Genomic DNA, 14,102 nt, shown 5'->3' with positions numbered 1-14,102 from the left:
CGAGAGCCATGGCGACAGTCCAGAAACCCAAAAAGGCCTGCACGGTCAATCCGCTCAAGATGAGCCAGCCGATGGGCGGCGCCATGGCGATGATGGGCGTCCAGAACTGCATGCCGATGCTGCACGGCTCGCAGGGCTGCACCTCTTTTGGCCTCGTCCTGTTGGTGCGTCACTTTCGCGAAGCCATTCCGCTGCAGACGACGGCGATGAGCGAGGTCGCGACCGTCCTTGGCGGTCTCGACAATGTCGAACAGGCGGTGCTGAATATCGTCAAGCGCGCCAAGCCCGCGATCATCGGCATCTGCTCGACCGGCGTCACCGAAACCAAGGGCGACGATGTCGAAGGCTTCATCCGGCTGATCCGCGACAAACATCCTGAGCTCGATGGCGTCGAAATGGTCTATGTTTCGACCCCTGATTTCAAGGACGCCTTTCAGGACGGCTGGGGCAAGACCGTCGCCAAGCTTATCCAGGATCTGACGCCGGAGCGGGCCAAGAGCGCGCCGCGCGACCTGAGCCGCCTTAACATCCTCGTTGGCTGCCATCTCACCCCGGGCGATATCGACGAGCTGCGCGGCATCGTCGAGGACTTCGGCCTGACGCCGGTCTTTTTGCCCGATCTTTCGGGCTCGCTCGACGGACATATCCCGGACGATTTCACGCCGACGACGCTCGGCGGCACGTCGCTTTCCGAAATCGCGACGCTCGGCGAGGCCGCCATCACGCTCGTCATCGGCGAGCAGATGCGGCTCGCCGCAGAGACGCTCGAAGCCAAGACGGGAACGCCCTTCGTTCTGTTCGACCGTTTGACCGGCCTTGCGCCCAACGATGATCTCATCTCCTTTCTCGCCAAAACGAGCGGGCGGGAGGTTCCGGCGAAATATCGCAAGCAGCGCGGCCAGCTCGTCGACGCGATGCTCGACGGACATTTCTTCTTCGGCGGCAAGCGCGTTGCGATCGGCGCCGAGCCTGACTTGTTGTGGAACATGGCCGGCTGGCTGACCGATCTTGGCGCCGTGATCGCGACGGCGGTGACGACGACGGAATCGCCGCTGCTGGCAAAGCTGCCGGTCGAGACCGTGCTGATCGGCGACCTCGAGGACCTCGAGGAGCGCGCCAAAGACTGCGACTTGCTGATCACCCATTCGCACGGACGGCAGGCGGCCGAGCGGCTTCACATTCCCTTCTTCCGCGCCGGCGTGCCGATGTTCGACCGGCTTGGAGCCGGCCACGAGACGTCGATCGGCTATCGCGCGTCGCGCAATCTGATTTTCGAAATCGGCAATCTTTTCATCGCGAATGCGCATGAACCGGATCCCGACAGCTGGCGGACGGATCACGGCGCGGCCGCGCAAACGAGGCCAGAGACGTTAAGCGAACCTGCAAGAATGGAGGCGTTATGAAAGTTGCATTTGCAACCCAGGATCTGAAGCGGGTCGACGCTCACTTCGGCTGGGCCAAGAACATCATGGTCTATGAGCTGACGCCCGAAAGCGCCTCCCTAGTCGAGACCTTCGAATTCCAGGGCGATCTGCAGGAAGACGGCAATGAGGACAAGCTCGGGCCGAAGCTGGATGCGATCAAGGATTGCGCGATCCTCTATGTCGCCGCCATCGGCGGCTCGGGCGCGGCCCGTGTGGTCGCGGCGAACATCCATCCGATGAAGGTCAATCAGCCGGAGGAAATCGACGATCTCCTCGACAAGCTTAAGGCCGTGCTGAACGGCGTGCCCCCGCCATGGCTGCGCAAGGTCATGATGAAGGGCCAGGAACGGAAAATCGAGTTCGAGGAAGAGGTGTAAGATGGTTGAGACCGTAGACGTCGCGGAAGTCCCCGCAGTCGACTCCCCGTTCGTCAAGGAGTTGATCAAACAGTGGCGCGCGCAGGACACGCATGGAAGCTGGGACAACAAGAGCGATCTTGATCTCATCGCGCCCTATATCGTCGACAAGGAAGCGCGCAAGCAGCTCCCGATCATCGGCGATCCCGACCCGGAAATTCTGTGGCGGGTGGAGCTTTTCTTCAACGCCGTCGGCCTCGCCATCGAGCGCGCCACCGGCTGCATGGTCTCGCCGATGATGAAGATGAGCCATGAAGGCTTCGGCCGTCAGGTGCTCATGGCCGGGCGGCTCATCGTCGTCAACAAGCAGCTGCGCGACGTGCATCGCTTCGGCTTCCTCACACTTGAAAAGCTTGCCGAGGAAGGCACGAAATATGTGCAGCAGGGCGTCGAGATGATCGAAAAATTTCCGGAAGTCGCAAAATACTGAACCGGACTTTTCGCAACAGCGCCTCCGGGGCGAGCGCCCCGGAGCCCGCGCTCAACCCTTAGGAGGACGATTTGAGCTCCATCGACGAAGTCAAGGCCGAGATCAGGAAGCTCTCGTCCAAGGCGGTCAATATGAAAATGGCGCTTCACGATCTATCGGAAGATCTGCCGATCAACTGGACGACCATCAACGACGTCGCCCAGCAGACTTATGACGCTTACAAGGCTCTCGAAGACGCCCGCGCGCGGCTCAAGGCTCTGGAGGACGCGTGATGTCCGAGTTCAAAACCCGCGGCGGCGCCGCATGGACGCCGCTATATCTCACCGAAATCGATCCCGTCACCTGCATCGGCTGCGGCCGCTGCTTCAAGGTGTGTCCGCAAAACGTCATGACCCTCTATGGCGTCAATGACGAGGGCGAGATTCTTGGCGCCGTGACGCAGGACGACGACGATGATTTCGACGGCGATCTCAACCGCAAGATCATGGCGGTGGAGCACCCGGATTCCTGCATTGGCTGCAACGCCTGCTCCAAGGTCTGTCCGAAAAATTGCCAGACGCACGTAAGCGCCGACGCTTTGTCGGCCTAGCGCGATGATAATTGCTGCGGCTCACGGATCGACGCCGGCGCCCAGCCTTAACGCGGTCGGGCGCGGCGAGCGCGCGCCCGATCCCGCCGCGTTCTACGACGCCCTGCGCGCCGCGCCCGCGCCAGCCGCGGCGGCGGATCCTTTTACCGCCCATGTCCTGGCCTGTATCCTCGCGGTCGGCCTTCACGAGGCGGCGCTGGACGGCTCCTCGCTTGGCCGCGCCGTCGGACTTGATCGCGATCAACTCGCGCAGCTGTTGCGGGATTGGCTTCCCGCGGGCCTTGCCCAAATCGACCTTGCCGCCGAGCCGTCGACAGCCGCCTTCGACGATGAAGAAGAACAGCTGCTGCAGCTGCTGCAAAGCCACCAGGCGGATCAATCCGCGCCGGCGCGCTGGTTGACCGCGATGGTCGTGCGCCGCTCCATGTCTGACAATCATCTGTGGCAGGATCTCGGCCTCATCGAACGGGCAGAACTTACGCGGCTCATGGACGAGCGTTTTCCGCATCTTGCCGGCCGCAACGTCTCCAACATGAAATGGAAGAAGTTCTTCTATCGCTCGCTTTGCGAGATGGAAGGCTTCACGCTCTGCACGGCGCCAAGCTGCCGCGAATGCGCCGATTTCGACAATTGTTTCGGCGAGGAGACCGGCGAAAGCGCCCTCGCCCGCATCAGACGCGACGCCCCCCGCGCCGGGTGAAGCCTTTTTCCGGCTTCGCGCGCCCGCTCCGGCTTATTTTAGAACCTCCTTCGTTTGTCCTTTTCCAGACATTTGATGGAATTCAGACACGGCCCCCGCCGTGACGCAATCCTCTATTTTTCAATATGTTAGCTAATGGCACGGCTATTGCGAAACAGGGTCTGAGGCAGGTCCAAAAATTTAAGGAATTTCACCATGATCCAGCTAACGGACGGCGCAGTGGACGCGGTGCGCCAGGCGATCGAAGGAGCGGGCGCGCAGGTCGAGGGCCTTCGCATCATGGTCGAGGCGGGCGGATGCGCGGGCCTCAAATATATGATGGGCCTCGTCAGCGACATTAACCCCAACGACATCCTCGTCGAGCGCGACGGCGTCAAGGTCTATGTCGACGAGGCGAGCCTGCCGCATCTTTATGGCACGACCGTCGATTTTGTGTCGGGCCTCGAAGGCGCTGGCTTCACCTTCAACAATCCGACAGCCACCAATAGCTGCTCCTGCGGCAAATCCTTCAGCTGATGACCGAAAGCGCCGGGACCCCCGCCATGTTGGACTACAGCGACAAAATCAAGGATCATTTCTTCAATCCGAAGAATGCCGGTCCCCTCGCCGACGCCAATGCGGTCGGAGAAGCTGGGGCGCTCTCATGCGGCGACGCCTTGAAGCTGATGCTGAAAGTCGACCCGCTGACAGAGGTCATTCTCGACGCCCGCTTTCAGACATTCGGCTGCGGCTCGGCGATCGCTTCCTCTTCGGCGCTGACCGAGCTCATCATCGGCAAGACAATCGTGCAAGCCGCCGGACTGACCAACCAGCAGATCGCAGAGTCCCTTGGCGGCCTGCCGCCGGAAAAAATGCATTGCGCGGTCCTCGGCCATGACGCGCTGCAGGCGGCGATCGCGAATTTTCGCGGCGAAGCCTGGACGGCCGGCGACGCGCCCGGCGCCCTGATCTGCAAATGCTCCGGCGTCGGCGAAGGCGCGCTGAAGCGCGCCATCCGGATGAACAGGCTGACAAGCGTCGACCAACTCACCGCCTTTACCAAGGCCGGCGCCGGCTGCTTCACCTGCTACGACAAGCTTGAGGCCGTCCTCGCGCAAACCAACGCCGAGTTGGTCGCCGAAGGATTGATCGCCAAGGAGGCCGCCTTTTCTCTGCAAACCCGCGCGCCAAGGCCGGCGCCGGCCGCAGTCGCAGCGGCGCCCGAGACCCCAGCGCAGCCGGTCTCGCGCCCCAGAGTGCAGATTTCGCCGCTCGCCCCTTCGGCGCCCGCGGGCGAACCGGCGATGACGAATTTGCGCAAGATCAAGCTGATCGAGGAGACGATCGAGGAGCTGCGCCCGTTCCTGCGCAAGGATGGCGGCGATTGCGAATTGATCGACGTCGACGGCTCGAATGTCCTCGTCAAAATGTCGGGCGCCTGCGTGCTCTGCAAACTCGCCAGCGCGACGATCTCCGGCATTCAGGAAAAACTGGTCGAAAAGCTAGGCGTCCCGCTACGCGTCATCCCGGTCGGCAAGACCCCTTTCGGCAAAGTCGCCGGCGGACATTGAGGAGGCGCAGATGAAGCCGATCTATCTCGACAACAACGCCACGACCCGGGTCGATCCCGCCGTCCTCGAGTCGATGCTGCCGTTTTTTACCGAGCAATTCGGCAACGCCTCGTCGACGCATTCCTTCGGAGAGAGCGTCGCCGGCGCGATCAAGACCGCGCGCAAGCAATTGCAGGAGCTCCTCGGAGCCGCCCATGATCACGAGATCATCTACACCTCGGGCGGAACCGAAAGCAACACGACCGCGATCATGGCGGCGCTCGAAGCCATGCCCGGCCGCGATGAAATCATCACGAGCGCCGTCGAGCATCCCTCCGTGCTGCAGCTTTGCGAGCATCTGGAGAAGACCGGCCGCGCGAAAGTTCACGTCATCGGCGTCGATTCTTACGGGCGGCTCGATCTTGACGGCTACCGCGCCGCTCTGTCGGACAAGGTCGCACTCGTCTCCATCATGTGGGCGAACAATGAGACCGGAACGATCGTTCCCGTCGATGCGCTCGCCGATCTCGCCAAGGCGGCCGGCGCCCTGTTTCATACCGACGCCGTGCAGGCGATCGGCAAGCTTCCGGTCGCGCTGAAAGATACGGCGATCGACATGCTGTCCCTCTCCGGCCACAAGCTGCATGCGCCGAAGGGAATCGGCGCGCTTTATGTGAAGCGCGGCGTTCGGTTCAAGCCGCTGATCCGCGGCGGCCATCAGGAGCGCGGACGGCGCGCCGGAACGGAGAATGTTCCCGCAATCGTCGGCCTCGGCAAGGCGGCTGAGCTCGCCATCCAGAATTTCGCCGACGAGCAGGGGCGCGTCAGGGCTTTGCGCGATCGGCTCGAGCAGGCGATCTTGGCCAGCGTGGCGAATTGCGCGGTCAACGGCGATCTGCATGATCGGCTGCCCAACACGTCCAATATCGCTTTCGACTACATCGAGGGCGAGGCCATTTTGTTGCATCTGACGCGAGCCGGCATTGCCGCCTCGACCGGATCGGCCTGCACCGCGGGATCGACCGAGCCAAGCCATGTTCTGCGGGCGATGAATGTCCCGGAAGCGGCGCTCCACGGCGCGATCCGTTTTTCCCTATCGCGCGACAACAACGCGGCGGACGTCGATCGGGTGATCGAAGCGCTGCCGCCGATCGTCGACAAGCTCCGCGCGCTGTCGCCGTTCTGGTCCGATGGAAAGTCGCCCTCCGGCGACGCCACGCCACTTTACGCATGAGGCGCAAGATGTCGGACGAGAACCCCCTGATTTCGATCAACGACACCACGCTGCGGGACGGCGAACAGGCGCCCGGCGTCGCCTTCTCGGCGCGGGTGAAACTCGCCATCGCGCGTGAGCTCGCCGCCGCCGGCGTCGATGAGATCGAGGCCGGCACGCCGGCGATGGGCGCCGATGAGATCGACTCGATCGGCGCCATCGCCGCCGAGGGTCTGCCCTGCCGCGTCGTGGCCTGGTGCCGCCTGAGCAAGGGCGACGTCGACGCCGCGCTCGCCGCCGGCGTCAGCCATGTCAACATTTCCGCGCCCATGTCGCGCGTTCAGATGACGGTGAAGCTGAACGCCGACGTCGCCGAGATCGCCGCGCGCGTGCGCCGCGTGGTAGGCTATGCGGTCGAACACGGACTGACCGTCGCGCTGGGCGGCGAGGATTCCTCCCGCGCCGATCCCCGCGACATCGGCGAGATCGCCCGCGCCGCGGCCGGCGAAGGCGCGACGCGGCTTCGCTTCGCCGACACGATGGGCATGCTCGACCCGTTCTCGACCTTCGAAGCGGTGCGCCGCGTGCGCGAGGAGACCGATCTCCCGCTCGAGTTTCACGGTCATGACGATCTTGGCCTCGCCACCGCCAACACGCTCGCGGCGCTGCGCGCGGGGGCCTGCCACGCCAGCGTCACGGTTCTGGGCCTTGGCGAACGCGCCGGCAACGCCGCCCTCGAGGAAGTGGTGATGGGTCTTGGCCACGCCGTCGCCGGCCGCTCCAACGTCGATCCGCTGCGGTTGCGCGCGCTGGCCCGTCTCGTCGCGCAAGCGGCGAACCGTCCGATCGGACGCGCGAAAGCGATCGTTGGGCCCGATATATTCACGCATGAATCCGGCATCCATGTCGCCGCCTTGATGAAGGATCCGCGGACCTATCAGGGCCTCGATCCGGCGATCCTCGGGCGGCGCAACAAAGTGGTCATCGGCAAGCATTCCGGCCTGTCGGCGATCACCGGACTTTGCGCTGAACTCAGCATGGAGATCGATCGCGACGAAGCGGCCGAAGTGCTGCTTCTCGCCAAGCGCCGCGCCTTGATCGATCATCGTCCGCTCGGGCGCGGCGACGTCATCGAACTCGTCGCGCAGGTTCGCAGGGCGCATCAACCCGCAACGACGCCAGTTCCGGGAGCCGCCTCATGAGCGTCGTGGCGATCGAACACACAACAGCGGCGCCAAAATCGCTGTGGCGCATGATCCGCGACGATGTCGCCTGCGTGCACCAGCGCGATCCGGCGGCGCGCAACACGGCAGAGGTCGCGCTCCTCTACCCCGGCGTGCATGCGATCGTGCTGCACCGCATCTCGCATGGTCTGTGGACGGCAAAGCATAAATTCCTCGCCCGCCTGCTGTCGTTTACGGCGCGGTTTCTGACCAACGTGGACATTCATCCGGGCGCCAGCATCGGCGAGCGATTCTTCATCGATCATGGCGCCGGCGTCGTGATCGGCGAGACGGCGATCGTCGGCGATGACGTGACGCTCTATCATGGGGTGACGCTCGGCGGCTCGTCCTGGTCGCCCGGCAAGCGGCATCCCACTCTCGAAGACGGCGTGCTGGTCGGCGCCGGCGCGAAAATTCTCGGCGACATCACGGTCGGCCGCAACGCGCGGATCGGCGCGAATTCGGTCGTCATCGAGGATGTCGCGCCGGAAGCCACCGTCGTCGGAATCCCTGGCCAGATCGTGCGCAAGGCGCGGCCGCGCTCGGGACCTGGCGGCCGCATCGATCTTGAGCATCATCTCATTACCAATCCCGTCGCCGATGCAATGTCGATCATGATCGATCGCATCGACTTCCTCGAAACACGCCTCGCACATTTGCAACAGAAGGTCGGCGCAAGTCTTGCCGACAAGGGGCGTCCGCAGATTCAAACGGAGGATCAAACGTCATGAGCGCAATCGACCAACTTCGCTCGCTCTCTTCCGCCGAAGATTTCTTCGACACTCTCGGCGTCGCCTATGACCCAACCGTCCTTCGGGTGGCGCGGCTGCACATCCTGCGCCGCATGGGCGAATATCTCTATACCAACGAGGCGGTCGGCAGCGACGACGACATCTGGCTCGCCTGCCGCGCTTTTCTCGAAAACGCCTACAATGATTTCCTCGAGTCCTCGCCCATCGAGCAACGCGTGTTCAAGGTGCTGAAGGACGCGGTGAAGCCAAAGGAAGAGCCCAAACCATCCTTCGTCTCGCTGAGCCCGGTTGTCGTGAGCTCGCACGACATGGAGCGGCAAAACTCGGTCTGACGGATTTTAAAGGACATTTATCATGCATATCCTCGTCTGCATCAAGCAGGTGCCAGATAGCGCGCAGATCCGGATCAATCCGGTCACTCAGACGATCATGCGTCAGGGCGTGCCGACGATCATCAACCCCTATGATCTGTTCTCGCTCGAAGAAGCCTTGCGTCTTCGCGATCAGTTCGGCGGCGAGGTGACGGTTCTGACCATGGGTCCGCCCATGGCCTCGGATTCGCTGCGCAAGGCGCTCGCTATCGGCGCAGACAGGGCCGTGCTTCTCACCGACCGGTTTTTCGCGGGCTCCGACACGCTGGCGACAAGCTTCGCGCTGACGCAGGCGATCGTGAAAATCAGCGAGACGTTCGGCGCGCCGGACATCGTGTTCACCGGCAAGCAGACGATTGACGGCGACACCGCCCAGGTCGGGCCGGGCATCGCCAAGCGGCTCGACCTGCTGCAGCTGACCTATGTCGCCAAGATCGTCGAATGCAATCCGGACAAGAGGGAGATCATCGTCGAGCGGCGGTCCGAAGGCGGCGTGCATGTGCTCAAGACCAAATTGCCCTGCCTCATCACCATGCTCGAAGGATCGAACGAGGTGCGTCGCGGCGCCATGAAGGATGCTTTGCGCGCGGCCCGCGCCGAGATCGTCACCTGGAGCGCCAAGGACGCCGGCATCGCCGACATCACCAAATGCGGCCTTAAGGGATCGCCGACGGTCGTGAAAAAGGTCTTCGCTCCGCCGCCGCGCTCGGAGCGCGCTTTCTTTGTGCCGACCGCGGATGTGGCTTCGCAGGAAGCGGAAAATCTGATCACGACCCTGTTCGAGCGGCAACCCGCTCTGGAGCAGGATCTCACAACCACCGCCGCCGGATTCTGAGGAGATCGATATGTCGGACAAGCCCGCCGCCCCCGCATCGGCTCCCAGCCGGGCCTCAATGAAGAAAGAGCTGCCCGAACATTTCCGCGGCTATAAGCACGTTTGGGTTTTGATCGAGATCGAACGCGGAACGATCCATCCGGTCTCCTTCGAGCTGCTTGGCGCGGGACGCAAGCTCGCCGACTCGCTTGGCGTCGAACTCGCCGCCGCCATTCTCGGCGCGCCGGGCGGGGCGATGCGCGAGGCGGCCAAGGAAGCCTTCGCCTATGGCGCCGATCTCGCCTATCTCGTCGAGGACGAGACTCTCGCCGACTATCGCAACGAACCCTATTCCAAGGCGATGACGCAGCTCGTCAACGCGCATAAGCCCGAGATCCTGTTGCTTGGCGCGACGACGCTCGGACGCGATCTTGCCGGCTCGGTCGCAACCACCCTTTTGACCGGTCTCACCGCGGATTGCACCGAACTTGCCGTCGACGCCGACGGCTCGCTCGCCGCGACGCGCCCGACCTTCGGCGGATCGCTGCTTTGCACGATCTACACGCTGAACTACCGGCCGCAAATGGCGACGGTGCGGCCGCGCGTGATGCCCATGCCGCCGCGCGTCGAGGGCCGCGAGGGCCGCATCATTTCCTTCAAGCCCGATCTCGACGAGGAGCAGATCCTCACCAAGATCCTGAAATATGTGCCCGATCGCGACAGCGCCAAATCGAATCTCGCCTATGCGGACGTCGTCGTCTCCGGCGGCCTCGGACTGCAGAGCCTCGAGAACTTCCAGCTCGTGCGCAATCTCGCCAGCGTCCTCGGCGCGGAATTCGGCGGCTCGCGTCCATTGGTGCAGAAGGGCTGGATCACCTCGGACCGCCAGATCGGCCAGACGGGCAAGACGATTCGCCCAAAGCTCTACATCGCAGCGGGCATTTCGGGAGCGATCCAGCATCGCGTCGGCGTCGAAGGCGCCGATTGCATTGTCGCGATCAACACCGACAAGGACGCGCCGATCTTCGATTTCGCTCACATCGGCATCGTCACCGACGCCATCCGTCTTCTGCCGGCTCTCACCGAAGCCTTCAGAAAACGTCTTTCGCCCCATAGCCGCGACCGGCTTGCAGGCTAAGCTCAAGGGGATTGAAATGATCGAGGAAAGATTCGACGCGATCGTGATTGGCGCCGGCATGGCCGGCAACGCGGCCGCTCACACCATGGCCTCGCGCGGCCTCAAGGTGCTCCAGCTCGAGCGCGGCGAATATCCCGGCTCGAAGAATGTGCAGGGCGCGATTCTCTACGCCGACATGCTCGAGAAGATCGTGCCTGAATTCCGCGAGGAGGCGCCGCTCGAGCGCCGTCTGATCGAGCAGCGCATGTGGATGATGACCGACAAGTCGCATACCGGCATGCATTATCGCTCGGATGAATTTAACGAAGAGAAAGCCAATCGCTACACGATCATAAGGTCGCAGTTCGATCGCTGGTTCTCGAAAGAGGTTCAGGCCAAGGGCGCTCTCGTCATCTGCGAGACGACGGTCACGGAACTCGTCAGCGACGCCTATGGCAAGGTGATTGGCGTGCGCACCGACCGCGACGCGGACACGATCTTTGCCGACGTCGTCGTGCTCGCCGAAGGCGTCAACGCCTTGCTCGGCACGCGAGCCGGCCTGCGCCCGGCGCCGAAGCCCGAGAATGTCGCGCTGGCTGTCAAGGAAATGCACTTCCTGCCCCAGGAGACCATTGACGCCCGCTTCAATCTGCGCGGCGACGAGGGCGTCGTCATCGAAGCCGTCGGCACGATCTCCAAGGGCATGACCGGCATGGGCTTCATCTACACCAACAAGGAGTGCCTCTCGCTCGGAATCGGCTGCCTCGTATCCGACTTCGCTGAAAAGCAGCAGACCCCGTACGGCCTGCTCGAAGCCTTCAAGAAGCATCCTTCGGTCGCTCCGCTGATTCAAGGATCGGAAGTTAAGGAATATGCCGCGCACCTCATCCCGGAAGGCGGATATAAAGCGATTCCGGATCTCTTCGGCGAGGGCTGGGTCGTCGTCGGCGACGCGGCGCAGCTCAACAACGCCATTCACCGCGAAGGTTCGAACCTCGCGATGACCTCTGGTCGCCTCGCCGGCGAGGCGATCTTCCAGATCAAATCGCGCCGCGACCCGATGACGAAGCAAAACCTGTCGCTCTACAAGACCTATATCGACGACAGCTTCGTCATGAAAGACCTCAAGAAATACAAGGATATGCCGCATCTGCTGCATACCAATTCGAAGAATTTCTTCCTGACCTATCCGGAGCTCATTTCGACCGCGATGGATAATTTCCTGCGCGTCGACGGGAAGCCGAAGCTCGAGAAGGAAAATGCCTCGATCCGCTCCTTCGTGAAGCAGCGCTCGCTGATGGGGCTCTTTGGAGACGCCTTCAAATTCGCACGCGCATGGCGTTGACGCCAAGTTTTAGGAGGATGACATGGCAAAGGAACTCGGACGGGTAGAGGAAAAACTCTACCAGAACCGCTACATCGTAGACGCCGGCAAGCCGCATATTGCGATTGAGCCGCATACCATCCCTTCGCGCAATCTGTTAGCGATGACGAAAGTCTGCCCCGCGGGCTGCTATGCGGAAACCGACACGGGACAGGTGGAAATCGTTTCGGACGGATGCCTCGAATGCGGCACCTGCCGCGTTCTTCTTGAGCCGACCGGCGAGATCACCTGGAGCTATCCGCGCGGCGGCTTCGGCGTGCTGTTCAAATTCGGCTGATCGAGCTCAGCTCCATCCGGCGCCCAATGGTTCGCGCAACGTTTCGCGCAGTCGCGGCGTCATGAAATCGAGAAATGCGCGCACCCGGCGGGGCGCGTGCTCGCGGCCCAGATAAAGGGCGTGGACCGCCTCGCTATCCACCAGCGCATCGTCGAGGACCGTAACAAGACGTCCGGCCTTGAGATCCTCCTTGATGTGGAATTCGGCGAGCCGAGCAAGGCCGAGCCCGAGCGTCGCCAGACAACGCAGAGTCTCGCCATTATTGGCGGTGATCGCGCCCTGCGCCTCGCGATCGGTTAACCGGCCGCCGGCCTGCAGCGGCCAGACCGCCGCGGCCCGGCGAAAGTTGAAGCCGAGACATTTATGGCGATCGAGATCGGCCACGGTGCGCGGGATTCCATATTCCTCAAGATAGGTTTTTGAAGCGACGATACGGCGGCGCGCATCGCCCAGCCGAATCGCCAACAGCTCGGAATCCGCCAATTGGCCAATGCGGAACGCAATGTCGGCGCCCGTCGCATAGAGATCGACGACGTCGTCTGTCAGCGTGAGGTCGAGGCGAATCTTCGGAAATTCCCGCGCGAACGCCGGCAGCTGCGGCATCAGGCAATGCTGGCCGAAGGGAACCGAGACATTGATGCGGATCAGCCCGGTCGGCGCGCGCGCCTCGCCGACGACCTCCGCGTCAAGCGCATCGAGATCGCCAAGGATCGCCTCCGCGCGTTCGCGGTAGAGCTCGCCTTCGGAGGTCAGCCGCAACGAACGGGTCGAGCGTTCGATCAGCCGCGCGGCGAGCCGGCCCTCGATCCGGCCGATCAGCTTGGCGGTCGATGAGGGCGTCATGCCGACGATGCGTGCGGCGGCGCTGAAACTGCCGGCGGCGACGACCTGAAGGAAGACCCGCATTTCCCACGCACGCTGATCGCTCATCGCATCATCCTGTCATTCAATGACAAGATGATAGGCATGTCTGCGCCATTCAACCCTATCGGATGAAGGCTTATTGCTTGCCCATGACGCTAAATTCAAACAGGAGCAGCGCGGTGGATCTGCAATTGCACGGAAAAACAGCTCTCGTCACCGGCTCGACGGCCGGCATCGGGCTCGAAATCGCGCGAAAACTGGCGGCCGAGGGGGCGGACACGATCATCTGCGGCCGGACGCAGGCCAAGCTTGATTCAGCGCTTGCCGATCTCGCCGCATCTGGCGGCAAAATCCGCGCGATCCTGGCGGATCCCGCAACGGCCAAGGGCGCGGCGACGCTGACGGCGGTCGTCCCCGCCGTGGATATTCTGGTCAACAACCTTGGGATCTATGAATCGAAGCCATTCGCCGATATTTCCGACGAAGACTGGCTCAGATTGTTCGAAGTGAATGTGCTCAGCGGCGTCAGGCTGGCGCGGCAGTATTTTCCGGCCATGCTGCGGCAAAATTTCGGGCGCATCATCTTCATCTCCAGCGAGTCCGCTCTGATGACCCCCGCCGAGATGATCCATTACGGCATGACGAAGACGGCGCAGCTCGCCGTCTCGCGCGGTCTTGCGCAACTCACAAAAGGCACGCGGGTGACGGTCAATTCCGTCCTGCCCGGCCCGACCCGCTCCGAGGGCATTGTCGATTTCCTGAAAAGCGTCGCCGCCGACCCGAGCGCCCCGCCGGCGGAGCTCGAAGCGCAGTTTTTCCGCGACCATCGCGCGACCTCGCTGATCCAGCGCATGATCGAGCCGGACGAGATCGCGAGCCTTGTCGCCTTTGTGGCGAGCCCGCTTTCGGCCGCAACGAATGGCGCTGTCCTGCGCGCCGACGGCGGCATTACGCCGACCGCCGTTTAGAGCCTGATGAGTCGGTAGACGCAGCGGCGAT

At 62.8% G+C, this 14,102-nt stretch carries 18 protein-coding genes; 17 read left to right on the top strand and 1 reads right to left on the bottom strand.

The window, feature by feature from the left end; genetic code table 11:
- Nucleotides 1-8: 8 nt before the first annotated feature.
- From nifN to MSIL_RS18355, 16 genes are all read left to right on the top strand, one after another.
- Entirely contained in the window at nucleotides 9-1,403 is a 1,395-nt protein-coding gene (gene nifN, locus MSIL_RS18430) for a nitrogenase iron-molybdenum cofactor biosynthesis protein NifN (RefSeq protein ID WP_012592581.1), read from the top strand.
- Nucleotides 1,400-1,801: a nitrogen fixation protein NifX gene (nifX, locus tag MSIL_RS18425; RefSeq protein ID WP_012592580.1), complete on the top strand. Its 402-nt coding sequence runs from the start codon at nucleotides 1,400-1,402 to the stop codon at nucleotides 1,799-1,801. Before nifN ends, nifX begins: the two co-directional genes overlap by 4 nt.
- A 1-nt stretch (nucleotide 1,802) precedes the next feature.
- Complete coding sequence (locus MSIL_RS18420; protein ID WP_012592579.1) at nucleotides 1,803-2,270, top strand: NifX-associated nitrogen fixation protein; 468 nt, start codon at nucleotides 1,803-1,805, stop codon at nucleotides 2,268-2,270.
- A gap of 71 nt (nucleotides 2,271-2,341) precedes the next feature.
- Nucleotides 2,342-2,542: a CCE_0567 family metalloprotein gene (locus MSIL_RS18415; RefSeq protein ID WP_012592578.1), complete on the top strand. Its 201-nt coding sequence runs from the start codon at nucleotides 2,342-2,344 to the stop codon at nucleotides 2,540-2,542.
- Nucleotides 2,542-2,859: a ferredoxin III, nif-specific gene (gene fdxB / locus MSIL_RS18410; protein ID WP_012592577.1), complete on the top strand. Its 318-nt coding sequence runs from the start codon at nucleotides 2,542-2,544 to the stop codon at nucleotides 2,857-2,859. Before MSIL_RS18415 ends, fdxB begins: the two co-directional genes overlap by 1 nt.
- Nucleotides 2,860-2,863: 4 nt before the next feature.
- On the top strand, nucleotides 2,864-3,559 hold the full coding sequence (locus MSIL_RS18405) for a nitrogen fixation protein NifQ (RefSeq protein ID WP_012592576.1): 696 nt from the start codon (nucleotides 2,864-2,866) through the stop codon (nucleotides 3,557-3,559).
- 195 nt (nucleotides 3,560-3,754) lie between these two features.
- A complete protein-coding gene (locus MSIL_RS18400; RefSeq protein WP_012592575.1) occupies nucleotides 3,755-4,075 on the top strand; it encodes a HesB/IscA family protein in 321 nt (106 codons plus the stop codon).
- Between the two features lie 26 nt (nucleotides 4,076-4,101).
- The gene (gene nifU / locus MSIL_RS18395) at nucleotides 4,102-5,109 is read left to right on the top strand and encodes a Fe-S cluster assembly protein NifU (RefSeq protein WP_041369492.1); all 1,008 of its coding nucleotides are present in this window, start codon (nucleotides 4,102-4,104) and stop codon (nucleotides 5,107-5,109) included.
- A 10-nt stretch (nucleotides 5,110-5,119) separates the two neighbouring features.
- Nucleotides 5,120-6,322 (top strand): cysteine desulfurase NifS, encoded by a 1,203-nt coding sequence (nifS, locus tag MSIL_RS18390; protein ID WP_012592573.1) that lies wholly within the window; start codon nucleotides 5,120-5,122, stop codon nucleotides 6,320-6,322.
- A gap of 8 nt (nucleotides 6,323-6,330) precedes the next feature.
- Complete coding sequence (locus tag MSIL_RS18385; RefSeq protein ID WP_012592572.1) at nucleotides 6,331-7,503, top strand: homocitrate synthase/isopropylmalate synthase family protein; 1,173 nt, start codon at nucleotides 6,331-6,333, stop codon at nucleotides 7,501-7,503.
- Nucleotides 7,500-8,255, top strand: a complete 756-nt coding sequence (gene cysE, locus MSIL_RS18380) for a serine O-acetyltransferase (protein WP_012592571.1) — start codon at nucleotides 7,500-7,502, stop codon at nucleotides 8,253-8,255. The genes MSIL_RS18385 and cysE overlap by 4 nt, the downstream gene beginning before the upstream one ends.
- Nucleotides 8,252-8,608 (top strand): nitrogenase stabilizing/protective protein NifW, encoded by a 357-nt coding sequence (nifW, locus tag MSIL_RS18375; RefSeq protein WP_012592570.1) that lies wholly within the window; start codon nucleotides 8,252-8,254, stop codon nucleotides 8,606-8,608. Before cysE ends, nifW begins: the two co-directional genes overlap by 4 nt.
- A 22-nt stretch (nucleotides 8,609-8,630) precedes the next feature.
- Nucleotides 8,631-9,482, top strand: coding sequence for an electron transfer flavoprotein subunit beta/FixA family protein (locus MSIL_RS18370; RefSeq protein WP_012592569.1), 852 nt, complete (start codon nucleotides 8,631-8,633; stop codon nucleotides 9,480-9,482).
- Between the two features lie 10 nt (nucleotides 9,483-9,492).
- Nucleotides 9,493-10,599, top strand: coding sequence for an electron transfer flavoprotein subunit alpha/FixB family protein (locus MSIL_RS18365; protein ID WP_012592568.1), 1,107 nt, complete (start codon nucleotides 9,493-9,495; stop codon nucleotides 10,597-10,599).
- Nucleotides 10,600-10,615: 16 nt separating this feature from the next.
- Nucleotides 10,616-11,923, top strand: coding sequence for an FAD-dependent oxidoreductase (locus tag MSIL_RS18360; protein ID WP_012592567.1), 1,308 nt, complete (start codon nucleotides 10,616-10,618; stop codon nucleotides 11,921-11,923).
- A gap of 22 nt (nucleotides 11,924-11,945) precedes the next feature.
- Complete coding sequence (locus MSIL_RS18355) at nucleotides 11,946-12,239, top strand: ferredoxin family protein (RefSeq protein WP_012592566.1); 294 nt, start codon at nucleotides 11,946-11,948, stop codon at nucleotides 12,237-12,239.
- A gap of 6 nt (nucleotides 12,240-12,245) precedes the next feature.
- Here the strand turns inward: MSIL_RS18355 and MSIL_RS18350 are convergent, their stop codons facing one another.
- Entirely contained in the window at nucleotides 12,246-13,169 is a 924-nt protein-coding gene (locus MSIL_RS18350) for a LysR family transcriptional regulator (protein ID WP_012592565.1), read from the bottom strand.
- Nucleotides 13,170-13,282: 113 nt separating this feature from the next.
- Between MSIL_RS18350 and MSIL_RS18345 the strand changes: the two genes are divergently transcribed.
- Entirely contained in the window at nucleotides 13,283-14,071 is a 789-nt protein-coding gene (locus MSIL_RS18345; RefSeq protein ID WP_012592564.1) for an SDR family NAD(P)-dependent oxidoreductase, read from the top strand.
- Nucleotides 14,072-14,102: the final 31 nt, after the last annotated feature.

Source organism: Methylocella silvestris BL2 (genome assembly GCF_000021745.1).
GTDB classification, from domain to species: Bacteria; Pseudomonadota; Alphaproteobacteria; order Rhizobiales; family Beijerinckiaceae; genus Methylocapsa; species Methylocapsa silvestris.
This window is presented reverse-complemented; position numbering and strand designations above follow the sequence as displayed.